Annotated in this window: 26 protein-coding genes and 1 pseudogene; 11 read left to right on the top strand and 16 right to left on the bottom strand. The window is 70.6% G+C overall.

The annotated features are described in order from the left end of the window. A partial coding sequence (locus Q7T09_RS09195; RefSeq protein WP_304699305.1) for an SDR family NAD(P)-dependent oxidoreductase occupies positions 1 to 408 on the bottom strand: 408 nt, incomplete at its 3' end. 60 nt (positions 409 to 468) lie between these two features. Here Q7T09_RS09195 and Q7T09_RS09190 point away from each other — a divergent pair. Both Q7T09_RS09190 and Q7T09_RS09185 read left to right on the top strand, forming a co-directional pair. Then, positions 469 to 888, top strand: a complete 420-nt coding sequence (locus tag Q7T09_RS09190; protein WP_304699304.1) for a YkvA family protein — start codon at positions 469 to 471, stop codon at positions 886 to 888. Between the two features lie 90 nt (positions 889 to 978). Next, entirely contained in the window at positions 979 to 1,173 is a 195-nt protein-coding gene (locus tag Q7T09_RS09185; RefSeq protein ID WP_304699303.1) for a hypothetical protein, read from the top strand. Between the two features lie 96 nt (positions 1,174 to 1,269). Here Q7T09_RS09185 and Q7T09_RS09180 read toward each other — a convergent pair whose 3' ends face one another. The 4 genes from Q7T09_RS09180 to Q7T09_RS09165 form a co-directional block, all read right to left on the bottom strand. Further along, positions 1,270 to 2,193: a DMT family transporter gene (locus Q7T09_RS09180; protein ID WP_370689222.1), complete on the bottom strand. Its 924-nt coding sequence runs from the start codon at positions 2,191 to 2,193 to the stop codon at positions 1,270 to 1,272. Further along, positions 2,183 to 2,917, bottom strand: a complete 735-nt coding sequence (locus tag Q7T09_RS09175; RefSeq protein ID WP_304699302.1) for a 2OG-Fe(II) oxygenase family protein — start codon at positions 2,915 to 2,917, stop codon at positions 2,183 to 2,185. The genes Q7T09_RS09180 and Q7T09_RS09175 overlap by 11 nt, the downstream gene beginning before the upstream one ends. Positions 2,918 to 2,919: 2 nt before the next feature. Further along, entirely contained in the window at positions 2,920 to 3,780 is an 861-nt protein-coding gene (locus Q7T09_RS09170; RefSeq protein ID WP_304699301.1) for an SDR family NAD(P)-dependent oxidoreductase, read from the bottom strand. A gap of 72 nt (positions 3,781 to 3,852) precedes the next feature. Continuing rightward, positions 3,853 to 4,854: an NADPH:quinone oxidoreductase family protein gene (locus Q7T09_RS09165; RefSeq protein WP_304699300.1), complete on the bottom strand. Its 1,002-nt coding sequence runs from the start codon at positions 4,852 to 4,854 to the stop codon at positions 3,853 to 3,855. 181 nt (positions 4,855 to 5,035) lie between these two features. Between Q7T09_RS09165 and rlmN the strand changes: the two genes are divergently transcribed. From rlmN to Q7T09_RS09150, 3 genes are all read left to right on the top strand, one after another. Next, positions 5,036 to 6,208, top strand: coding sequence for a 23S rRNA (adenine(2503)-C(2))-methyltransferase RlmN (gene rlmN / locus Q7T09_RS09160; RefSeq protein WP_304699299.1), 1,173 nt, complete (start codon positions 5,036 to 5,038; stop codon positions 6,206 to 6,208). 69 nt (positions 6,209 to 6,277) lie between these two features. After that, a complete protein-coding gene (locus tag Q7T09_RS09155; protein ID WP_304699298.1) occupies positions 6,278 to 6,706 on the top strand; it encodes a DUF350 domain-containing protein in 429 nt (142 codons plus the stop codon). A gap of 7 nt (positions 6,707 to 6,713) precedes the next feature. After that, entirely contained in the window at positions 6,714 to 7,547 is an 834-nt protein-coding gene (locus Q7T09_RS09150) for a serine protease (protein ID WP_304699297.1), read from the top strand. Here Q7T09_RS09150 and Q7T09_RS09145 read toward each other — a convergent pair whose 3' ends face one another. Genes Q7T09_RS09145 through Q7T09_RS09135 form a run of 3 tightly spaced genes read right to left on the bottom strand, consistent with a single transcriptional unit; the run spans position 7,548 to position 11,226 of the window. Then, positions 7,548 to 9,263, bottom strand: coding sequence for an MFS transporter (locus Q7T09_RS09145; RefSeq protein WP_304699296.1), 1,716 nt, complete (start codon positions 9,261 to 9,263; stop codon positions 7,548 to 7,550). A 41-nt stretch (positions 9,264 to 9,304) separates the two neighbouring features. Next, complete coding sequence (locus Q7T09_RS09140; protein WP_304699295.1) at positions 9,305 to 10,801, bottom strand: response regulator; 1,497 nt, start codon at positions 10,799 to 10,801, stop codon at positions 9,305 to 9,307. 35 nt (positions 10,802 to 10,836) lie between these two features. After that, positions 10,837 to 11,226 carry a helix-turn-helix domain-containing protein gene (locus tag Q7T09_RS09135; protein WP_304699294.1) on the bottom strand — a complete coding sequence of 130 codons (390 nt, stop codon included), beginning with the start codon at positions 11,224 to 11,226 and terminating at the stop codon, positions 10,837 to 10,839. 115 nt (positions 11,227 to 11,341) lie between these two features. Here Q7T09_RS09135 and Q7T09_RS20475 point away from each other — a divergent pair. The 4 genes and pseudogenes from Q7T09_RS20475 to Q7T09_RS09120 all read left to right on the top strand — a co-directional run. After that, positions 11,342 to 11,512 (top strand): annotated as a pseudogene (locus Q7T09_RS20475) (response regulator transcription factor); the annotation flags it as partial. Positions 11,513 to 11,636: 124 nt separating this feature from the next. Further along, the gene (locus tag Q7T09_RS09130; protein WP_304699293.1) at positions 11,637 to 12,014 is read left to right on the top strand and encodes a hypothetical protein; all 378 of its coding nucleotides are present in this window, start codon (positions 11,637 to 11,639) and stop codon (positions 12,012 to 12,014) included. Positions 12,015 to 12,186: 172 nt separating this feature from the next. After that, positions 12,187 to 12,549, top strand: a complete 363-nt coding sequence (locus tag Q7T09_RS09125; protein WP_304699292.1) for a hypothetical protein — start codon at positions 12,187 to 12,189, stop codon at positions 12,547 to 12,549. 73 nt (positions 12,550 to 12,622) lie between these two features. Further along, complete coding sequence (locus tag Q7T09_RS09120; protein ID WP_304699291.1) at positions 12,623 to 13,057, top strand: hypothetical protein; 435 nt, start codon at positions 12,623 to 12,625, stop codon at positions 13,055 to 13,057. On the opposite strand, the gene Q7T09_RS09115 is transcribed toward Q7T09_RS09120, so the two are convergent. The 7 genes from Q7T09_RS09115 to rdgB form a co-directional block, all read right to left on the bottom strand. Continuing rightward, positions 13,040 to 14,575, bottom strand: coding sequence for a YifB family Mg chelatase-like AAA ATPase (locus Q7T09_RS09115; protein ID WP_304699290.1), 1,536 nt, complete (start codon positions 14,573 to 14,575; stop codon positions 13,040 to 13,042). The two genes, Q7T09_RS09120 and Q7T09_RS09115, sit on opposite strands and share 18 nt — an antisense overlap. A 135-nt stretch (positions 14,576 to 14,710) precedes the next feature. Then, a complete protein-coding gene (gene gshB, locus Q7T09_RS09110; RefSeq protein ID WP_304699289.1) occupies positions 14,711 to 15,658 on the bottom strand; it encodes a glutathione synthase in 948 nt (315 codons plus the stop codon). Positions 15,659 to 15,731: 73 nt separating this feature from the next. Then, positions 15,732 to 16,547 (bottom strand): transglutaminase family protein, encoded by an 816-nt coding sequence (locus tag Q7T09_RS09105; protein WP_304699288.1) that lies wholly within the window; start codon positions 16,545 to 16,547, stop codon positions 15,732 to 15,734. 11 nt (positions 16,548 to 16,558) lie between these two features. Continuing rightward, positions 16,559 to 16,933, bottom strand: a complete 375-nt coding sequence (locus Q7T09_RS09100; protein WP_304699287.1) for a YraN family protein — start codon at positions 16,931 to 16,933, stop codon at positions 16,559 to 16,561. Next, positions 16,930 to 17,802 (bottom strand): 16S rRNA (cytidine(1402)-2'-O)-methyltransferase, encoded by an 873-nt coding sequence (gene rsmI, locus Q7T09_RS09095; protein WP_304699286.1) that lies wholly within the window; start codon positions 17,800 to 17,802, stop codon positions 16,930 to 16,932. The genes Q7T09_RS09100 and rsmI overlap by 4 nt, the downstream gene beginning before the upstream one ends. Before the next feature lie 40 nt (positions 17,803 to 17,842). Beyond that, positions 17,843 to 18,988: a radical SAM family heme chaperone HemW gene (hemW, locus tag Q7T09_RS09090; RefSeq protein WP_304699285.1), complete on the bottom strand. Its 1,146-nt coding sequence runs from the start codon at positions 18,986 to 18,988 to the stop codon at positions 17,843 to 17,845. Beyond that, a complete protein-coding gene (gene rdgB / locus Q7T09_RS09085) occupies positions 18,985 to 19,584 on the bottom strand; it encodes an RdgB/HAM1 family non-canonical purine NTP pyrophosphatase (RefSeq protein ID WP_304699284.1) in 600 nt (199 codons plus the stop codon). The genes hemW and rdgB overlap by 4 nt, the downstream gene beginning before the upstream one ends. Positions 19,585 to 20,006: 422 nt before the next feature. On the opposite strand from rdgB, the gene Q7T09_RS09080 reads away from it, so the two are divergent. Both Q7T09_RS09080 and Q7T09_RS09075 read left to right on the top strand, forming a co-directional pair. Next, positions 20,007 to 20,537, top strand: a complete 531-nt coding sequence (locus tag Q7T09_RS09080; protein ID WP_304699283.1) for a DUF2975 domain-containing protein — start codon at positions 20,007 to 20,009, stop codon at positions 20,535 to 20,537. A 3-nt stretch (positions 20,538 to 20,540) separates the two neighbouring features. Further along, positions 20,541 to 20,783: a helix-turn-helix transcriptional regulator gene (locus Q7T09_RS09075; RefSeq protein ID WP_304699282.1), complete on the top strand. Its 243-nt coding sequence runs from the start codon at positions 20,541 to 20,543 to the stop codon at positions 20,781 to 20,783. Positions 20,784 to 21,118: 335 nt separating this feature from the next. Here the strand turns inward: Q7T09_RS09075 and rph are convergent. Continuing rightward, positions 21,119 to 21,687 (bottom strand): ribonuclease PH (rph, locus tag Q7T09_RS09070; protein WP_304699281.1); only part of this gene is annotated, 569 nt, incomplete at its 5' end.

The following is a 21,687-nucleotide window of genomic DNA, read 5'->3' as shown; positions in this document are numbered from 1 at the left end:
GTCCAGCATGCCCTTGGCCGACTTGGCGATGCAGCGGAAGGTGCCCACCAGGTTGATCTGGATGATCAGGTTGAAGGCGTCGAGGGGGAAGTGCTTGGTCTCGCCGGTGGCCTTGTCGCGGCCGGCGGTCTTGATGGCGTTGCCGGTGCCGGCGCAGTTGACCAGGATGCGCTCCTGGCCGTGGGCGGCGCGGGCCTTGACGAAGCCGGCGTCGACATCTTCCTCGGAGGTCACGTTGACCTTGCAGAAGACGCCGCCGATTTCTTTTGCGACCGCTTCGCCCTTGGCTTCGTTCATGTCGAAGATGGCCACCTTGACGCCGTGGCTCGCCAGTTGGCGGGCCGTGGCTTCGCCGAGGCCCGAGGCGCCGCCGGTGACAACCGCGGCGATAGAGGAATTGAGTTTCATGGACGCGTCGCTCCCGGTTTCGATTAGACTAGGTCTTGTTTCCCCCGAGGCTTTAGCCCGATGAGCGGCAAGTCAAAAGCGTCACGCCACGTCAATGGCGACGGTTTCGATCCCAAGAGCGCCCTGAATCCCGACCACGCCCTGGTTCCGGCGGTGCAGCGGGTGAACGAGCAGCGCGTGGCCCAGGGCTTCTGGCCCAAGTTCCGCAAGGTGGCCGCCAAGATCCCCTTCGCCGGCGACGCGCTGTCGGTCTGGTACTGCGCCCGCGATCCGGAGACGCCGCGGGCGGCCAAGGGACTGATGATGGCGGCCCTGGCCTATTTCGTCCTGCCCACCGACGCGATCCCCGACATCCTGGGCGTGATCGGCTTCACCGATGACGCGGCGGTCTTCGCCGCCCTGATGGCCGTGGTGGGCAAGAACCTGAAGCCCAAACACCGCGCGGCGGCCAAGGGCTTCCTGGACAAGATGGGCGGCTAAACCGCGCGGACTGTCGCCCGCCAGGGGAAATTTGACCTCCGTCAAGGCGCGCGACCGAACCCCGGCCGCAATGCGCGCCCGGGGGACTTCATGCTCAAGACCTACACCATCTATCTCCGCGACGGGCGGGAGGGGACGCGCTTCGAGCCGGCCCTTTGCCGGGACGATGTCGAGGCCCTGAGGCGGGCGCGCGAGCTGTTGGCGCTGCACGCCGAGTGCCAGGCTGTCGAGGTGTTCTTCGGCGAGACCCGCCTGTTCCACGTCGAGCGGGAACCGAAGGCCTAGAGCGTTTCCCGCCTGACTTGGATCAAGTCAGGCGATCAGGAAGAGCGACCAAGTCAAGAATCTAGAGCCCCGTTTCGATTCATTCGAAACGGGGCTCTAGACCGGCTCGACGAGGGCCGCGGCCTTTGCCTGGTTCGTCACATGCTCGCGCCAGGTGATGAACAGGGTGGAGACCACCACCACGCCCGCGCCGACGACGGTCCAGATCCCGGGGACCTCGTGGAAGAGGGCGAAGCCCACCATCACGGTGAAGACCAGGCGGATATAGTCGATGGGGGCCATGGCGCCGGCGTCGCCGATGGACATGCCCTTGATGTAGCAGCCCTGGGTGATGGTCCCCAGCACCCCCATCAGGGCCAGGAGCAGCAGGTCGAAAGGCTCGGGCCAGCGCCAGGCCAGGAAGGCGCCGGGCAGGGCGAGCACCAGGCCCAGGCTCGCCGACCAGACCAGCAGCACCATGGGGGCGTGGTCGCGGGTCATCACCTTCATGCCGGTGATGGTGAGCGCGAACAGGAAGGACGAGGCCAGCATGGCGAGCGCCGGCAGGCCGATGGCGAAGGAACCGCCGGCGCCGGGCCGCAGCATGATCAGCACGCCGAGGAAGCCGACGACGGCGGCCCCGATGCGCAGCGGCCCCACCGGCTCGCGCACCACGAAGAAGGCCAGCGGCACCAGCCACAGGGTGCGGGTGAAGGAGAGCGCGTTGGCGTCGGCCAGCGGCATCTTCTGGAAGGCGTAGAAGGAGAGGATCATCCCCACCGTGCCCGCCGCCGAACGGAAGATCAGGATGCCGGGCCGGGTGGTGGCGAAGGCCGCGCCGCGATGGCGCGCGATCACCGGCAGCATGATCAGGAAGCCGAAGAACTGCCGGTAGAAGGTCTGCAGCGAGGCCGCGTAGTCGTCCCCCAGATACTTGATCAGGGTGGTCATGGCGGTGAAACCCAGGGCCGAGGCCACCATCCACAGGGCGCCGTGCAGGTTGGGCGACAGGGCGGGCTTCGGCGCGGCCTCAGCGCTCACGGATCCACCCGGTGACGGAGAGCCGCTCGGCGCCGGCGAAGCTGGCGACCTGGGTGACGGCGTGCTGCTGGGGCACGCGGAAGATGTTCAGGGCGTTGAAGGTGGGGGTGTAGGCCTCGCTCACGTGGCCGTCGGCGTCGTGGAAGGCCAGCAGGCCGCCCCAGTCGGGCCGCCAGGCGGGCGTGAAGTTCAGCACAAGGGCGTAGAGCCGCTTCTTGCCGGCCACGTCGTCGTCGTGGGCGGTGAGGAAGTCGCCGGGGCGGTAGCGGGTGGCCTGGGCGTCGGCATAGGCGCAGCGCGGGTCGCCGGTGAGGGTGCGGATGAAGGCCAGGAAGGGCTCGCTGTTGATCAGGTCGTAGAGGCCCTCCAGGGGCGCCAGCGTCCCGCCGGTCCTCTGGCCCGCCTCCATCAGGTCCGACAGCCGCCAGGCGTCGAACTGGTACTGGAAGCCGGTCCGCCCGCCCTCCAGGATCGCCGCCTCCAGCTCCGCCCGGCGCTCGGGCGGCATGGCGGCCAGGGTCTCCAGCGCGATGTCGTAGCTCTTGCCCGCCGCGGTCAGCGACCGGTGGTAGGGGGCGGCCACCAGGGCCGCATGGATGGCCTGGGCGTCCTTGGGCCGAAAGACGCCGGGCAGGTGCAGGCGCCCGAAGCGGGCGAAGGCCGCGTGCAGCCGGGCGGGGTCGAGGCCCCGCGCCAGCTCCGGAAGGGCGGCCTTGCCCACCATGGTTACGAGGTCGCGCCGGGGGCGGGCATCATTTCGCCAAACAGGGCGGCGAAGGGCGAGCCGGCCTCGGGGTCCCAGGAATGGCGGCCGCCGACCGTGATGCCGCCGTCCACCACGATGTGCGTGCCCGACACGAAGGCCGCGTCGTCGGAGGCGAGATAGAGGGCGGCCCTGGCGATGTCGTCGGGCATGCCGGCCTTGGGCACCGGCTGAGCCTTGGCGGCGTTCTCGGCGACCCGGGCGGCCATCTGGTCGGCCACCTCGCGGGGCAGGCCGAGCGAGGCGCCGAAGATCGAGGTGGCGATCAGGCCCGGGCAGATGGCGTTGACCCGGATCTTCTGCGGCGAGAGCTGGGCCGCCGCGGCGCGGCTCATGTGGATGACGCCCGCCTTGGCGGTGGAATAGGCGATGGGCCCCCAGCCCGCCTGCAGGCCGGCGATGGAGGCGGTGTTGATGATCGAGCCGCCGCCGCGCTCCAGCATCAGCGGCACGGCGTGCTTCATGCCCAGAGCCGGACCGCGCACCAGGACGTCGAAGATCCAGCTCCAGCCGTCGGCGGTGATCTCGGCGATGGAGGTCATCCGGTCGGAGATGCCGGCGTTGTTGAACAGGATGTCGAGGCCGCCGAAGGCGCTCTTGGCGAGCTTCAGGGCGGCCTCGATCTGGGCCTCATTGGTCACGTCGCAATGGGCGTAGACCACCTTGCCGGGGAACCGCTTCTCCAGCATGGCGCCCTTTTCGTCCTGGATGTCGGCGGCGACGACGCAGGCGCCCTCGGCCACGAACAGTTCCACGGTCCCCAGACCGATGCCGGACGCGGCCCCGGTGATCACCGCGACCTTGCCCTCGAGACGTCCCGCCATTTCGCTTCCCCGTTTCTTGTAACTGATCGGCGATCACTAGAGCGGGACGGCTGCCGCGTCGAGAGGCGCGGCCTAGTCGACCGTCACCACGACCTTGCCCATGGCCTTGCGGCTGCCCAGGTGGGCGATGGCGTCGGCGCCCTTGGAGAGGGGGAAGCGCTCGGAGACGTGCGGCTTGACCTTGCCCTGGGCGTAGAGCTTCAGCAGTTCGTCGATCGACTGGGCGAACAGCTCGGGGTTCTTGGTGGTCCAGGTGCCCCAGAAAACGCCGACGATGTCGCAGCCCTTCAGCAGGGCCAGGTTCAGCGGGATCTTCGGGATGTCGCCGGCGGCGAAGCCGATCACCAGGTAGCGGCCTTCCCAGGCGATGGAGCGCAGGGCCGGCTCGGCGTAGTCGCCGCCCACCGCGTCATAGATCACGTTGAAGCCCTCGGCGCCGCCGGCCTCCTTGAAGAGGGCGCCCAGCGCCTTCTGGCCGTCGCGGTCGAAGGGGCCGCGGCCATAGACGATGCCGGCGTCGGCGCCATGGGCGATGGCCAGGTCGCACTTCTCCTGGCTGGAGCAGGCGGCCACGACCCGGGCGCCCATGGCCTTGCCCAGCTCGACGGCCGAGAGGCCGACGCCGCCGGCCGCGCCCAGGACCAGCATGGTGTCGCCGGCCTTCAGGTGACCGCGGTCCTTCAGGGCGTGATAGCTGGTGCCGTAGGTGAGGATGAAGGCGGCGGCCACGTCGTGGGGCATGGTGTCGGGGATGTGCCACAGGCGGTTGGCCGGCAGCAGGACCTCCTCGGCCAGGCCGCCCCAGCCGGTGTTGGCCAGGACGCGGTCGCCGACCTTCACATTGGTGACGCCCTCGCCAACGGCCTTGACCACGCCCGACAGCTCGCCGCCCGGCGAGAAGGGGCGGGGGGGCTTCATCTGGTACTTGTCCTCGATCATCAGCACGTCGGGGAAGTTGATCCCCACGGCCTTGACGCTGATCACCGCGGCGCCGGGACGGACCTCCGGGGCGGGAACGTCCTCGTAGCTCAGGGTCTCAGGACCGCCGGTCGTCTTGCTCAGAAGGGCCTTCATCTTCGTCTCCCCGGACATCGTTTTTCGAAAGTCGGCGGACGCTAGCGCAGGGTCGGCGCCTGCGGAAGTGCGGGGCCGAACATTTGTTTGAGTGGCCCGCGCGGCCTGCGACGCCAGGCCGATTTGGCGCGCGGGGCCGGCGGCCCTATATTGCGGACCTTCCAGCCAGCGAGTTTTCCCCTTGGGCGTCACCCTCGATCTTTCGCGCGCCACGGTCGCGGCGCCGCCGTCCAAGCCGAACCTCTGCGGCCTGACCCGCAAGGGGCTGGTGGAGACCCTGGTGGCCGCCGACGTGGTCCCTGCGCCCAAGGCCAGGATGCGCGCCAACCAGATGTGGCGCTGGATCCACCACTACGGGGTCACCGACTTCGAGGCGATGACCGACATCGCCAAGGAAACCCGCGCGGTGCTGGCCCAGGCCTTCACCCTGTCGCGCCCCGAGATCGTCGAGCGTCAGGTCTCCAAGGACGGCACGCGCAAGTGGCTGATCCGCATGGCCCCGGGCATCGAGGTGGAGACCGTCTATATCCCCGACGTCGGCCGGGCCGGCGCGCTGTGCGTCTCCTCCCAGGTGGGCTGCACACTGAACTGCACCTTCTGTCACACCGGCACCCAGGCCCTGGTGCGCAACCTGACCGCCGCCGAGATCGTGGCCCAGGTGCAGGTGGCCCGCGACGACCTGAACGAATGGCCGAGCCCCAAGGAGGACCGCCGGCTCTCCAACATCGTCTTCATGGGCATGGGCGAGCCGCTCTACAATCTCGACAACGTCGCCGACGCCATCGACATCATCGCCGACGGCGAGGGCATCGCCATCTCGCGGCGGCGGATCACGGTCTCCACCTCGGGCGTGGTCCCGGAGCTGGAGGCTCTGGGGAACCGCACCCAGGCCATGCTGGCCATCTCCCTGCACGCCACCAACGACCCCCTGCGCGACGTCCTGGTGCCGCTCAACAAGAAGTACCCGATCGAGCAGCTGATCGCCGGCATCCGCGCCTATCCGGGACTGTCCAACGCCCGGCGGGTGACCTTCGAATACGTCATGCTCAAGGGGGTCAATGACAGCCCGGCCGAGGCGCTCGCCCTGGTGAAGCTGCTCAAGGGCCTGCCGGCCAAGATCAACCTGATCCCGTTCAATCCCTGGCCGGGGACCGACTATGTTTGCTCCGACTGGGGGGCGATCGAGAAATTCGCCGCCATCCTCAACCGCGCCGGCTACGCCTCGCCAATCCGCACCCCGCGCGGGCGCGACATCCTGGCGGCCTGCGGCCAGCTGAAGAGCGAGAGCGAGAAGGTCCGCGCCAGCGCCCGGCGCAAGGCCGCGCCCGAACCCGTGGACTCGCCCGCCGCCTGAACGATTTTCGCCCTGGCGCCCGGTCCGTGCTAACCAAGCGTCACCTTCGTCCTTCCGCCAAGGATCCCGATGCCGCCCGCGCTTCAGTCCCCTGAGATCCAGGCCTTCGCCACCGGGTTTCCCATCACCCTGCTGCACGCGGGCCTGACGGTCCTGATCCTGTTCCTGGGCAGCGCGCTCTATGTCCTGCTCACCCCGCACCGCGAGATCGCCCTGATCCGCGAGGGCAATTCCGCCGCCGCCCTGTCCCTGGCCGGCGTGATGATCGGCCTGGCCATTCCGCTCGCGGTGTCGCTGACGGCCTCGACCTCCCTGATCGAAATCGGCATCTGGGGCGCCTCGACGGTGGTGGTGCAGCTGCTGATCTTCCGCATCGTCGACATGATCCTGCGCGGCCTGCCCCAGCGCATCCAGGAGGGCGAGATCTCGGCCGCCGCCCTGCTGGTGGGGGCCAAGCTGGCCACCGCCCTGATCCTGGCCGCGGCCGTGGCCGGCTGAGGCGCCCATGCACTTTCCCAAGCTCCCCGACTGGCTGGTCTATTCGGCGGTGGTCCTGGCCCTGCTGATCGCCGCCGTCGGCCGCCAGGAGCGGGCCGACGCCCCGCCGCCGCCGCCGCCGGTGCCGGGCGAGGAGGGCATGCCGCTCGGTCCCGCCTCTCCCTTCGATCCCTCCGTGGTGGTGGACGTGCCGGCCAAGGCCGAGCCTGGGCTGGGCACCGCCTTCTCCGTCGCCGACCGCGGGGTCTGGGTCACCGCCCGCCATGTGGTGGACGGCTGCACCCAGGCCGCCATCGTGGTGGCCGAGGGCCGGGGCGTCGCCGCCCGGGTCCGCATCGACCAGCGCGGCGAGGCCGCCATCCTCACCACCGAGGGGGGCTCGGCGCCCCTGCCGCTGGGCCTGGACGAGAAGCTGCACCGGGGCGACCGCGCCTATCATCCGGGCTTCCCCCAGGGCCAGTCCGGGGAGGCCACCTCCCGCCTGCTGGGCCGCGAGAATCTGGTGGTGCGCGGCCGCGGCGCCCGCACCGAGCCGGTCCTGGTCTGGGCCGAGACCGGCCGCACCGACGGGCTGAAGGGCACCCTGGCGGGCCTCTCCGGCGCGCCGGCCCTGGATCGCGCCGGCCGGGTGATCGGGGTGACCGTGGCCGAGGCCCCGCGCCGGGGCCGCATCTACACCACCGCCCCGGAGACGCTCGCCTCCACCCTGTCGGAAGCTCATGAGCGCCCGGCCAGCTTCGCGGTGGGCGAGAGCGTCACCACCGACAACTACGGCCGCGTCGCCGACACCCTGCGCCGCGACCTGCGGGTGGCCCAGGTGATCTGCCTGTCGACGACCTGATCAGGCGGTCTCAGGATCGGACGCCGGCTCCTCCACGGTCTTCGGCGTCCGGGCGGCGACCATGAAGACCAGGATGATCCCCACCACGCCCAGCAGGGCCGAATAGACGAAGAAGACGACGTAGCCCGAGCCGAGCGCCGCCGGGGTCACGCCGGACTTCTCCACCGCGCTGGCGAAGGTGCGGGGCGGCAGGCCAGTGAACAGAGCCTTCAACCCCGAGAAGGCCCCGCCCTGGTCGGCGGCCTTGGCGGCCCCCTCCACCACCTTGCCCGACTGGGAGGCCACCAGCTTGCCCAGCAGGGCGTAGAAGGACGAGAACATGGCGTACTGGGTGGCGGTGAATCCCTCGCCGGTCAGGCTGGACATATAGGCGATCAGGCAGGTGCCGGCGAAGCCGGAGGCGATGTTGTCCACTCCGATGGCGACGCTGAGGGCCCAGAGGTCGGGGCCCTGGAAGGCCAGCCAGGCGAAGACCAGGTTGGAGATCGGGCCGGCGAAGGCGCCGATCACCATCGAGCGCATCAGGCCCAGCCGCGCCACCGAGAAGCCCCCCAGGCCGACCCCGATCACCGACATGACGACGCCCAGCACCTTGCGGACCTCTGCGATCTGCAGCTTGTCGAAGCCGAGGTCGATGTAGAACGGGTTCATGATGTTGAGCACGAAGTCGCTCAGCCGGTAGACACAGATCAGCGCCAGGATCAGGCCGGCCACATCGCCGTAGCGCCGGAAGAAGTCGATGAAGGGCGCCCCCAGCGCCGTCGACAGGTAGCGTCCGGGCCGCGTGGGCAGGCCGGGGATGGGCAGGGCGGCCACCACGATCAGGGCCACCCCGGTGAGGATGCCGCCCACCTGGGCGAAGACCCCGAAGGGCTTGGCCTCCCAGGCCGCCTTGATGGCGTCCCCCAGTTCCGGCCGGCCAAGGCTGGCGGTCACCGATTGCAGCACCGTGGCGTTGCCCGCCAGGCCCGAGCCGAAGACCAGGGCGCCCAGCAGGACGATGGCCAGACGCAGGACCCACTCCACCCCGTCGCGGAGCGGAATCCCGGCGACCCCGGCGAAGTCGATATCGCGCATCAGATGCTTGGCCTCGCGAGGCGCCCCCAGGACCCCCAGCACGCCCACCACCATCAGGCCGGCCATCAGGGCGTAGGACAGGCTCCAGCCCACCACGTCGGACATGGCCAGCGGCACGACCCCGGCCACGATCATGGCGATGCGGTAGCCCCACTGATAGGCCGCGGCCATGGCGCCCTGCTTTTCGGTGGTCGCCGCCTCGATGCGCCAGGCGTCGATGACGATGTCCTGGGTGGCCGAGGTGAAGCCGACGAAGACGGCGAAGGCGGCCATCAGCCCCAGGCTGGTCTTGGGATCGACCCCAGAGATCAGCCACAGGCCCAGCATGATCAGGGCCTGGCAGACCAGCATCCAGGAGCGGCGGTGGCCCAGCCACTTGGTGAGGATCGGCACACCGGCGCGGTCGATCAGCGGCGCCCAGAGTAGCTTCAGGGAATAGGCCAGCGTCGCCAGGCTGAAGAAGGCGATCACCTCCAGGGAAAGCCCCGCGTCCCGCAGCCAGGCCGACAGGGTGTCGAAGATCAGCAGGTTGGGCAGGCCCGAGGCGAAGCCCAGGGCCAGCATCACCAGGGCGCGCCGCTCGCCATAGACCTTGATGGCGCTCCAGGCGCTGCGTTTCGGCGCGGCTTCGATGGTCATGCGGCTTCCCCCCGGGCGTCAGCCGGGGCGGGCCCCGGACTCTAGCCGACCTTGGCGCGGTCCGCGGTTTCCGTCCAGCCGCCGCGGCTGAGCCGGGCCAGGACCCCGCGGAGGGCGTCGGGAGCCAGCGGCTTGACCAGGAAATCGTTCATCCCGGCGTCCAGGCAGGCGTGGCGGTCGTCCTCGAAGGCGTTGGCGGTGAGGGCCACCACGGGGGTGTCGACGCCGGAGGCCCGCAGGGCGCGGGTGGCGTCCAGGCCCGACATGCCGGGCATGCGCATGTCCATCAGGATCAGGTCGTAGCGGCCCACCTTCAGGGCGGCCATGGCCTCCTCGCCGCCGCCGGCGTGGTCGACCTTGCAGCCCTCGCGGGCCAGCAGGGTGCGGGCCAGCAGGGCGTTGATGGCGTTGTCCTCCACTAGCAGGACCCGGGCGCCGGGGGCGATGGCCGGGGCGATGCGTTCGTCCTCCGGGGCCTCGGCGCGATGGGCGCCTTCCCCCAGCACCGCCAGCACCCGCTCGGCCACCGAGGCCCGCCGCAGGGGCTTGATCAGGTAGCCGGCGAAGCCTTGGGCCCGATAGCTTTCGATCCGCGCCCTCTGGTCGGGCGGCAACAGGATGATGGCCGGCCGGGCGTCCGGCGGGCAGCTGGGGGCGAACGCATGGTCCACCAGCAGCACCTCGGCCATCCGGTCCTGACCGTTGACTGGCACGCCGCCAGCCGCCTCGATCTGCCGCCGGGCCGACTCCGCCACCACGGGATTGGGGGACATGACCCCCACCACATGACCGGCCAGGGCGGCTTCGCGCACCCCGCCCAGGCGCGGGAAGGCCGCCTCGAACCAGAACAGGGCTCCGCCGCCGGGGGCGTCCTCGACGCCCACCTCGCCCTCCATGGCGGCCGCCAGCTTGCGGGCGATGGCCAGGCCCAGCCCCGCCCCGCCGAGCTGGGCGTCATAGGAAGGATCGGCCTGGGCGAAGGCCTCGAAGATCTTGTCGCGCGCGGCCTGGGTGACCCCGGGGCCGGTGTCGGCGACGCTGAAGCGCAGGCGGCCGCCCGGCCGCTCGGCCACGGTCAGCAGAACTCCGCCGGTCTCGGTGAACTTCACGGCGTTGCCGGCGAAGTTGAGCAGGATCTGGCGCAGCCGGCCCTCGTCGGCCAGGGCCTGGCCGATGCCGGGGGGCGCGGCCCAGGCGATCTCCAGCCCCTTCTCCTGGGCGCGCGGCGAGAGCAGCTCGCTCACCGAGCGCAGCAGACCCTCCACGTCCATGGTGGCCGGGTGCAGCTCGATCTTGTCGGCGCCCAGCTTGGCGAAGTCCAGCACGTCGTTGACCAGGCTCAGCAGGTGCTCGCCGGAGTCGCGCAGGGCGGCCACATAGGCCTTCTGCTCCGCGGTCAGGCCCGTGCCCTCCAGCAGGCGGGCCATGCCCAGCACGCCGTTCAGGGGCGTGCGGAACTCGTGGCTGAGGGAGGCGAGCTGCTCGGCGCTGACGCGGGCGTCGGGGGCGGGCGGGGCGGTCGGGATCTTGCGGGCCATGGGATGAGCCTAGGCGCTGGCGGCTTAACGGTCGGTCAAGCGCCCACGTGTTCGGCCATCTCGCGGGTCAGGGTGATCAGGGCATGGCGGGCCGAGCCCCGGCGGATGGCCGCGAAGGCCTCCAGCAGCTCCTGGGCGCCGGGCGCCGCCAGCAGGGCCAGCACCGCCTCCGCGTCGCCGCCGGCCGGGCTCTCCTCCCCCACCAGCCAGCCCACCGTGGTCTCCAGGGCGGCGGCGACGGCCACCAGGGTGGAGCCCGAGACCCGGTTGGCCCCGCGCTCGTACTTCTGGACCTGCTGGAAGGTCACTCCGATCCGCTCGGCCAGGGCGCCCTGGCTGATCCCCAGCGACTTGCGTCGCAGCCGGATTCGGGCGCCGATCGCCAGGTCCGTGGGATGGGGTCCGATGGCGTCCTCGAGGGGCATGGGCCGCTCCCGCAAATGCCTGAAGAAAAAGCGAAAGTCCGTAGCTGCGCCGTTACGGCTGGACGAAAGTCCGCGCGAGTCGTTAGCTTGCCTGGCTTAGGGCTGAGCGCAAGTCATGACCGAGAATCCCGTCGAGCTTTTGACCCCCCGAGAGCGAGAATGCCTGCGCCTGGTGGACCGGCATCTTAGCTCGAAACAGATCGCCCGCGAGCTGGGGATGTCGAAGACTTCGGTCGACACCTATTGCGACCGCGCCCGCCGCAAGCTCGGCGTCGACGACCGCTACGCCGCCGCCCGCCGTCTGGCCGACCACGACCGGGGTGTCCTGATCGCGTCAGGACAGGACTCGATCAGGACAGACAATTTGGGTCCCCCGCCGCCTTCTGAGGGCGACAAGGGAGACCGGGACGATGACCGACTGGATGCGCGCCCTGCTGGTGGTGGACCCCGACCAGCGGGATTGGGAAGACCTGGAGCAGCGGGCGGCGGTCAGCCGGGCGCTGAGGCTGGGCCGGGACGTGGCGGCCTTCGAGGCCCGCTGGCCGGAGACGGAGGCCCAGGAGGCCCCGGCCCCGGCCTTCACCTGGGCCCAGCTGGAACGCCAGCTGGCGGACCTGGCGGGCTGCCCGGTGAAGGCGGAGATGGCCCGAGACCTGGTCTCGGCCACCCGCAAGATGTCGCGGTTCAAGCCACCGGAAATGGTCCTGCGCGAAATCCTCTGCATGACCTGGGCGCTCTTGGACGAGGGCTTTCAGCCCCCTCAGGAGGGATCGGCCGAAATGCCCTAAGTCCTGCCGTCAGACTGGGGCTGATCGGTCTCATCGCCATCATCACCGCCCTCGCCTTCGGGGGGATGCTGGCCGGCCTGCACGCCCTGCAAGACCTCGCCTAACTAGACCTCAAACCGACAATTTTCAGCAGCAACGCGCCGGGGGCTCTCCGGCGCGCAGGAGATCGCTCATGCTCAAGCAACGCCGCCTCATGGCCGACCAGGTCGCCGCCAGCCTCTTCGAAGCCGAAGCCGCCATCGACGCGGCGCTCGCCAAGGCCGCCGCCCTGGCCGGGATCATGCCGGGCCTGCGCAGTGAAGCCGGTATTTCGGCCCTGATCGGCCAGGGCGCCGTGGAACGGGCCAGCGAAGCCTTCGCCGCCCTGGCCACCGCGCGCCGCGCCATCTGCGAGACCCATATGGAGCTCAGCATCGCCCAGAAGCAGATGGGCCTGGGCGCGGTGATGTACGGCGACTCCCTGCCCAAGCCGCAGATGACCGCCGACGACGCGTCGAACCTGCGCGCCGTGGCCAGGGCCGGGCGCGCCGCCTAAAGGTCGCTACTAACTACCGGCGGCTTCTGACAAGATCGAGCCCCTGACTAGGGATTGCAGGGGCTCGATTCTCTTGGTCTTCGCCACGCTCGCCCAACAGACCTGGACGATCCTGATGTTCCTGGTCTCCGGCTTCGCCCTGTGGCGGGGCCGCGGGCCAGAGCGGGTCATCGCCCTGGCCAACCTGGCGGCCTGGATTCTCACCCCCTTGACTTACCGAACGGTCCTGCTCGATCCCCAGTGGGGCGTGTTCATCGTCGATGCGATGTTCTTGGGCGTGCTGGTCTGGTTCGCGGTCACCACTGACCGCAATTGGCTGTTGTTCGCCGCCGCCTTCCAGCTGCTGGCGGTGGTCACCCACATCGCCATCGCCGTCGATCCCGGCGTCCGCACCCTGGCCTATTTCCGCGCCCTGGTGATCTGGAGCTACCTGGTGCTGGGGGCGCTGGCGATCGGCGCCCGGAACGCTCACCGCGACCGGCGGGCGGGTTTAGCCGACGGGACTTAGGCCGCCGACTCCCACCCGCCGGTAGACCAGGGCCTCGGCCACGTGGACGCGGCGGACGGGGCCGGCCCCCTCCAGATCGGCGATGGTGCGGGCCAGGCGCAGGGTGCGGGTCCAGCCCCGGGCCGTCAGGCCATTGGCCTCGGCGGCCTTGGCCAGCAGGGCGCGGGCCGGCGGATCGAGGTCGACAATGGTCTCCAGCCACTCCCCCTCGGCCCGGGCGTTGATCGCCTCGGCCCGCTCGTGGCCGGACTTGGCGGCCCGCTCGGCGGCCAGGTCCCGGGCCCGGGCCACCCGGGCGGCGGCCTCCGCCGTGCCCTCCGACGGCGCGGGGAGGGCGAGATCGGCGGCGCTCACCGGCGGTGTCTCGATCTGCAGGTCGATGCGGTCGAGGAAGGGGCCCGACACCTTCATCTGATAGTCGGACTGGCAGCGCGGCGCCCGCCCGCAGGCCCCGCGGCCCGGCCCGCCATAACCGCACTTGCAGGGGTTCTGCGCCGCCACCAGCTGGAACCGGGCGGGATAGCGCACATGGGCGTTGGCCCGGGCCACGATCACCTCGCCGGTCTCCAGGGGCTGGCGCAGGCTGTCCAGGGCCTGGGCGGAGAACTCCGGCAGCTCATCGAGGAACAGCACCCCGTTGTGGGCCAGGGACACCTCGCCCGGCTTGATGCGGATCCCGCCGCCGGTCAGCGCCGCCATGGTGGCCGAGTGGTGGGGGCTGCGGAACGGTCGCGCCCGGGTCAGTTCGCCCTTGGCGATCAGGCCGGCGACCGAGTGGATCATCGAGGTCTCGAGCAGTTCGGCCGGGGTCAGGGGCGGCAGCAGTCCCGGCAGGCGCGCGGCCATCATCGACTTGCCCGACCCCGGTGGGCCGGTGAAGGCCAGGTTGTGGCCGCCGGCCGCGGCGATCTCCAGGGCGCGCTTGGCGTTCTCCTGGCCCTTGACCTCCTTGAGGTCCGGAACCCGCTCGCCGTCGATCATGGCGCCCGGCTTGGGCGGCGCCAGCATCTGGGTCCCGCGGAAGTGGTTGACCAGGGAGATCAGGGAGGGCGCGGCCAGGACCGGGGTCTCTCCGGCCCAGGCGGCCTCGGCCCCGCAGGCCTCCGGGCAGATCAGGCCCAGGCCCATCGCCCCGGCCGCCACCGACGCGGGCAGGGCGCCGGCCACCTGGACGATCCGCCCGTCGAGGGAGAGTTCCCCCATGGCCGCCCACTCCGTCAGCCGGTCGGGCGGGATGACCCCCATGGCGGCCATGACCGCGAGCGCGATGGGCAGGTCGTAGTGGCTGCCCTCCTTGGGCAGGTCGGCCGGCGCCAGGTTGACGATGATCCGCCGGCCCGGCAGCGACAGGCCAAGCCCGGAAAAGGCCGCCCGCACTCGTTCGCGGCTCTCGCCGACGGCCTTGTCGCCGAGTCCCACCAGGATGAAGGCGAACTCGCCGCCGGTCAGCTGCACCTCGACGTCGACTCGGCGGGCCTCGACCCCCTGGAACGCCATGGTGACGACGCGCGCGGCCATGTCTCACGTCCTCGATTTGAGCATGATTTATCCACAACCCCAGCACGCGGCGCGGGTCGGATCAAGAACAAAAAAGGAACTTAATGAGAAGATGAGATGAATCCGTCACCTAGGACGGTCTTCTCACCTTACAAGCTAGACCGTGGCGCGAAGGGCTTCAACCCGTTCCCACATCACCACCGTGGCGTCGATCCCGGTGAAGCGCTTCAGGGCGACAGCGCCGGTGGGGGAGGTGACGTTGATCTCGGTGAGGAAATCACCGATCACGTCGATGCCCACGAACATCAGGCCCCGGCGCTTCAGCTCCGGCCCGATGATCCCGCACAGCTCGCGGTCGCGGGCGGTCAGCTCCACGGCCTCGGCCCGGCCACCGACGGCGAGGTTGGAGCGGATCTGGCCCGCGCTCGGCACCCGGTTGATGGCGCCCACCGGCTGGCCGTCCACCAGCAGGATGCGCTTGTCACCCTTGGTGACCGCTGGGATGTACTTCTGGGCGATCACCGGCTCGCGGCTGATCATCCGGTGCAGGTCCAGCATGGCGTCGAGATTGGGATCGTCGGCCAGCAGCCGGGCCACGCCCGAGCCGCCGGCGCCGTTCAGCGGCTTGAGCACGATGTCCCCCTGGCGGGCGCGGAACTCGTAGATCGCCTCCAGGTCCGACGTGATCAGGGTCGGGGGCTGCACGCCGGGGAAGGTGGTGACGAACAGCTTTTCCGGGGCGTTGCGCACCTCGGTGGGGTTGTTCACCACCAGGGTCCTGGGGTGGATGGCGTCCAGGAAGTGGGTGGAGGTGATGTAGGCCATGTCGAAGGGTGGGTCCTGGCGCAGCAGGACGACGTCGAACTCCGACAGGTCGCGGACCTCCCAGGGGCCGAACCTGGCATGGTCGCCCTTGATCGCCTGCACGGTCACCGACCGGCCCCGCGCCGTCAGGGTCCCGGTCTCCAGGGCCATGCGCTCGGGGGTGTAGACCCACAGGCTGTGCCCGCGCTCCTGGGCCGACAGCATCATCAGGAAGGTCGTATCGCCTTCGATATTGATCCCCTCGAGGGGGTCCATCTGGACGGCGACCTTCAGGGACATGGGCGGACTTCCTTGCGAGCTGAGGCGTCTCAGATAGTTGCCGAGGGCGCGATGCGCCAGCGCTTAGGCCCTATCAGTTCAGCTTCAGGCGCACCCGCTCGCGATGGGCCCGGGCGGCCAGCGCCGCGCCCCCGTCCAGGGACGAGGCCCGGGCCAGGGCCTGCAGGGCGCCGGCCAGCGCCCCCTGGCCCTCCCGGGCGGCGGCGACGTCCAGCCAGGGGCGGTGGTCGAGGGGGTCCAGCAGGGCCCGGCGCAGGGCCGCCCGCTCGGCCCGGGCGAAATCGCCGGCCGCCGAGGCCCGCGCGAAGATGTTGTTCTGCAGCCGGATCAGCACCGCCCGGTCCGGGGCCGGGGCCATCAGCCGGTCCAGGCGGTCGGCGACATTGGGGGTGAGGCCGGCGTGCAGGGCCCGCCGCGTCAGCTCCGAGGGCAGGACCACCCGGCCCTCGGCATAGGGGTCCAGGGCGAGTGGCCCCTCCTGGGTCTCGATGCGCAGCAGGAAGTGGCCGGGGAAGTCGACCCCCTGGACCTTCAGGCCGCAGCGCCGCGAGACGTGCAGGTAATAGACCCCGAGCGCTACCGGCAGGCCCTTGCGCCGCTGCGCCACCGCCAGGATGTCGGCGTTGTCGGGGTGCTCGTAGGTGAAGAGGTCGCCCCCCAGGCCCAGGTCGCCGGCCATGGCCTCGGCCAGGGCCTCCTCCGGGCTTTCCCGCGCCAGGCGCTGGGTCAGTCGCTCGACCCCGGCCTCCCCCAGGTCGCGGGCGGCCTGGGCGTCCCGGCTGGGGTCCTCGTGCAGGGCGCAGGCGATGGCGGCTTCCAGCAGGGGAAAGTCCCCGTCAACGCACTGACCCGCCTGGGTCAGATAGGTCTCGGCGTCCTCGCGAGTCATGCAAACGGCCCCTACGCGCCTCTCCAGGCGTCGGGACTATGTCTCGGAAGTCTGCCGGGCGCGAGGGCGATCAGGTCCAGGCGCACCGCGGCCTTCTGTAGCGCGGGCCGGCGGGCCGCCAGGGTGGCCCCGGCCCGGCGCAGGCGGGCCCGCTGGTCGGGGCTCACCGCCTCCAGGGCCGCCAGCATCGTGGTGCGCTGCTTGACCTCCACCACCGCCAGGACGCCGCCGCGCAGGGCCAGGAGGTCGATCTCGGCCTGGGGAGTCTTCAGGCGGAAGCCCAGGATGCGGTAGCCCTTCAGCATCAGCCAGATCGCCGCCCAGATCTCGGCTCGGCGCCCGGCCAGGCGGGCCGCGGCGCCCCTGGCCTGGCGGACCCCGCTCACGACGGGTCCGCCTTCAGCTCCATGGCCCGGCGATAGAGGTCGCGGCGGGGCAGGCCCAGGGCCTTGGCCACCTCGCCGGCGGCGTCGGCGGTCCCCAGGCGCTCCAGGGCCTGGCGCAGGGCGGTGTCGACATCGGCGGCGGTGGCGGCTTCCTCCCGGCCCGGCCCCACGACGATGACGAACTCGCCCTTGGGGGCGGCGAACCGCTTGTCGGCGGCCAGCACATCCAACGGCGCGCGGGTGACGGTTTCGTAGAGCTTGGTGAGCTCGCGGGCCACGGCGGCCTCGCGAGGACCGAAGACGGCGGCCATGTCGGCCAGGCTGGCGGCCACGCGGCTGCCGCCCTCGAAGAAGACCAGGGTGGCGCGCAGGCCGGCCAGCTCCTCGAAGAAAGTCCTGCGCGCCGCGCTCTTGGGAGGTGGGAAGCCGGCGAACAGGAAGCGGTCGGTGGGCAGGCCGGCCACCGACAGCCCCGCCAGCAGGGCCGAGGCGCCGGGGATCGGATAGACCGGCAGGCCCTCCGCCATCGCCTCGCGGGCCAGGCGGTACCCGGGGTCGGACACCAGGGGCGTCCCGGCGTCGGAGACCAGGGCCACCCGCCCCCCCTCGCTCAGGACCTGCAGGGCCTTGGGCCCGGCCCGGTCGGCGGAGTGCTCGTCATAGCGCTCCAGCTTCTTGGACAGGCCATAGGCGGCCAGCAGCTTGCCGGCCACCCGGGTGTCCTCGGCCAGCACCAGGTCGGCGGCGGCCAGTACGTCGAGAGCGCGCAGGGTGATGTCGCGCAGGTTCCCGATCGGCGTCGCCACCAGATAGAGGCCCGGCGCCAGGGGCGCGTCGGAGAGGGCGGGCGGCGGCGGGCGGGGGGACATGGGCCAAGGCTTCGCCGGTCAGGGGCCCGATGGCAACCCTTCAGGCCAGGGCTAAGCGGCTGGTGACCCAGTTCAGCACCAGGCGGCCGGCGGGCGTGGCGCGCAGGCGGGCCGGGTCGGGGGCGATCAGTCCGGCGGCGATCAGGCTCGCGACCTCGGGATGGGCGAGGGCCAGGCCCAGGGCCGCGATCTCATCGAACGCCACCCCCTCCTCGATCCTCAGGCCCGCCAGCAACCGCTCCTCGGCGGCCTGCTCGGGGGTGAGGGCCTCCCGCGTGGCCCAGCCGAGGCCTGTCTCGGCGACGCGGGCGATATAGTCGGCCGGTTTGGCCGCGGCGAAGCTGGCGGTGCGCGCGCCTTCCAGCGTCAGGCGGCCATGGGCGCCGGGGCCTGCGCCCACATAGTCCTGGCCCCGCCAGTAGACGAGGTTGTGCCGCGAGCGGGCGGCAGGCCCCCGCGCGTGGTTGGAGACCTCGTAGGCGGAAAAGCCCGCCGCGCTCAGGGTCTCCTGGGTGGCGTCGAACAGCTCGGCGGCCAGGTCTTCCCCAGGCGGGACCAGGGTTCGGCGCTTCACGGCGCGGTCGAAGGCGGTGCCGGCCTCGATGGTGAGCTGGTAGGGCGAGAGGTGTTCGGCCCCCAGGTCGATGGCCTGGGCGAGTTCCGTCCGCCAGGCGTCCGGGGTCTGGCCGGGGCGGGCGTAGATCAAATCCAACGACAGGCGCGGGAAGACCCTGGCCCCCAGGGCCGCGGCGCGGCGGGCTTCGCCCGCGCCATGGTTGCGGCCGAGTAGGGCCAGGCTGGCGTCGTCCAGGGCCTGGACACCCAGGGAGAGGCGCTGGACGCCGGCGGCGGCGAAGCCTGCGAACCGACCGGCCTCGGCGTCGGTGGGATTGGCCTCCAGGCTGATCTCCAGGTCGGCGGCCGGCGTCCAGAGGCTGCGGCAGAGCGCGATCATCTCCCCGGCCCAATCGGGGTCCATCAGGGAGGGCGTGCCGCCGCCGAGGAAGATGGAGGTCAGCTCCCGGGGGCCGGTCAGCTCCCGGTGGCGGCGGAGGTCGGCGAGGATGGCCTCCTTCAGGGCGCGCTGTTCCTCGCCCCGGCCGCGGTCGCGCAGGACATTGAAGTCACAATAGGGGCAGATGCGGGCGCAGTAGGGCCAGTGGATATAGACCCCCAGCGGAGTCAAAACAGCGCGGCCTTGAGCTTGGCGAAGGCCAGCGCCCGATGGCTCATGGCGTCCTTGGCCAGGGGCTCCATCTCGCCGAAGGTCTGGTCGTGGCCCAGCGGCGTGAAGATGGGATCATAGCCGAAGCCCCGGGTTCCTCGCCCCGGGAAGGTCAGGGTTCCGTCGATCTTGCCCTCCACCACGACCGCGGGGCCGTCCGGCCAGGCGACGGCGAGCGCGCAGGTGAACCAGCAGCTGGCGTCCTCCGAGCCCGACTCCTCCAGCCGTTCCTCCACCTTAGCCATGGCCTGGCTGAAGTCCTTGGTCGGTCCGGCCCAGCGGGCGGAGAAGATGCCAGGCGCGCCGTCCAAGGCGGCTGCCGACAGCCCCGAGTCGTCGGCCAGGGCGATCAGGCCGCTGGCCTGCGCCGCGGCGCGGGCCTTGAGCAGGGCGTTGCCGGCGAAGGTGGTCTCGGTCTCGTCGGGTTCGGCCAGGCGCAGCTCGCCGGCGGTCACCAGGGTGAAGCGGTTCTCCAGGATGGCGGCCAGCTCCACGGCCTTGCCCGGGTTGTGGGTGGCCACCACTAGCCGGGCGCCGGATTCGAGCTTGAGCGCCATGGGAAGATCTCCGGGTTGGTCGGCGACCATAGTCGCGCGCCGCGACCCGTTCAATTGCAGGGGGTTGGCGCACATGTCGGCGGCCACGGATGGAACATTACGAATGTTTCATATCGTTTTTCGATAATTATCTTGATCGAAAAGCGATGCGCCCGTATTGACTAACGACATGGACGGCGACGGGCCGCCCGCACACACACAACCGCCTCGGCGGCCAAGATGGAGATGAAGAGATGTTTACGCCTGTGATGACCTGGATGGACCGCGCCCTGATGCAAGTCGTGGTCGTTCTCGCCGCCCTGCCGGTGGTGGCCTTGGTGGCCGGCGCCCTGGTCGGCTAAGCTCCCGTGCTGAAGTTTGACGCTTCCCGCCGCCAGCCGCCGCGTTGGCGGCGGAGCCATCCGAGCGGGGAGAGACAGTTGATGCGCGCCCTGGGGCCCGGCTCGGTTTCGAGCTTCCTGAAGATCATCCTCGACGTGGTCTATGTCGCCCTGTGGATCGGGATCGGCGTGGTGGGCCTGCTGATGCTGGCCGCCCTGCTGCTGAGCTTCAATCCCGACCTGATCGGCAGCCTGTCCCTCAGCGTCGAGGGCGCCAAGGTGATCAGCCGGGGCCCGGTCCTGGCCGGCGGCCTGCTGGCGGCGGCCCTCTACATGGCCGGCCTGCAGGTGATCGTCGCCCGCCTGCGTCAGATCTTCGCCACCCTGACCGCCGGCGATCCCTTCCATCCCGACAATGTGCTGCGCCTGCGGGTGATCGGTCTGGCGCTCGGCAGCTTGGAACTGGTGCGCTACGCCGTCCGCGCCGCCGGCGAATGGCTGGACCTCGCCCAGACCAAGGACAGCCAGGGCGTCAGCCTGACGGCCTGGTTCTCGGTCCTGGTGGTGTTTGTCCTGGCTGAGGTGTTCCGCGAAGGCGCGCGCCTACGCCGCGAAGCGGAGCTGACGATCTAGATCATGCCCATTCGTGTCCTGCTCGACCGCGTGCTGCTGGAACGCCGCATGTCGCTCACCGAACTCGCCGACCGGGTCGGCGTCACCATCGCCAACCTGTCGATTCTCAAGACCGGCAAGGCCCGAGCCGTGCGCTTCTCCACCCTGGCGGCCCTGTGCCGCGAACTGGATTGCCAGCCCGGGGACCTGCTGCACTACGAACCCGGCCCCGCCGACGACCTGCCGGACGACGACGATAGCGGGTAACAGCGGCGTGATGCCGCAGTGCGGTGTGGTTTTTGCGCACGCAAGTGCAAAAAGTGCGACTGAGCGGTGCTTAGATATTGTCAGGTAAGGGTTTTCAGCCTATATGCGCCGCAACAATTGCTGCGTCGCACAAAGGAGCTCTCCATGGCTCGCGCCCTTGAAAACCTGATCGACCGCCTGATGGCGCCCTTCGCCGAAGAGCTGGCCCGCCTGCCCGCCTCGGCCTTCCGGCAGCTGCTGAACGGCCTCTAAATTCGTAACCCGCCGCCTCCGGGCGGCGGCCACGTTCGAAACAGGCGGTCCTTCGCGGGGCCGCCTGTTTTGCGTTTGCGGGCCTATTTGCGGGCCGCCGCCTCGAGCTGCAGCTCGCAGAGCTCGGCGATCCCCTTGCGGGCCAGGGCGAACAGGGCCTCGAACTCGCCCTGGCTGAAGCCGCGCTTCTCGCCTGTGGCCTGGATCTCGACGATGTCGCCCGAGCCGGTGAGCACGAAGTTGGCGTCGGCCTCGGCGTTGGAGTCCTCTTCGTACTCGAGGTCCAGGACCGGGGTCCCGTTATAGATGCCGCAGGAGATGGCCGCGACCTGGTCGGTGATCGGGTCGGTGGTCACCAGCCCTTCCTCCATCAGGTAGTTCACCGCCCGGCGCAGGGCGATCCAGGCGCCGGTGATGGCCGCCGTCCGGGTGCCGCCGTCGGCCTGCAGCACGTCGCAGTCCAGCGAGATCTGGCGCTCGCCCAGCAGGGTCGGATTGATCACCGCGCGCATGGAGCGGCCGATCAGGCGCTGGATCTCCTGGGTGCGGCCCGACTGCTTGCCCTCGGCGGCCTCGCGGCGGCCGCGGGTGTGGGTGGCGCGGGGCAGCATGCCGTATTCGGCGGTGACCCAGCCCTGGCCGCGGCCGCGCA

It is taken from the genome of Phenylobacterium sp. (assembly GCF_030645195.1).
Taxonomy (GTDB): domain Bacteria; phylum Pseudomonadota; class Alphaproteobacteria; order Caulobacterales; family Caulobacteraceae; genus Phenylobacterium.
The sequence above is the reverse complement of the archived record's forward strand: the minus strand, read 5'-3'. Positions and strand labels throughout refer to the sequence as shown.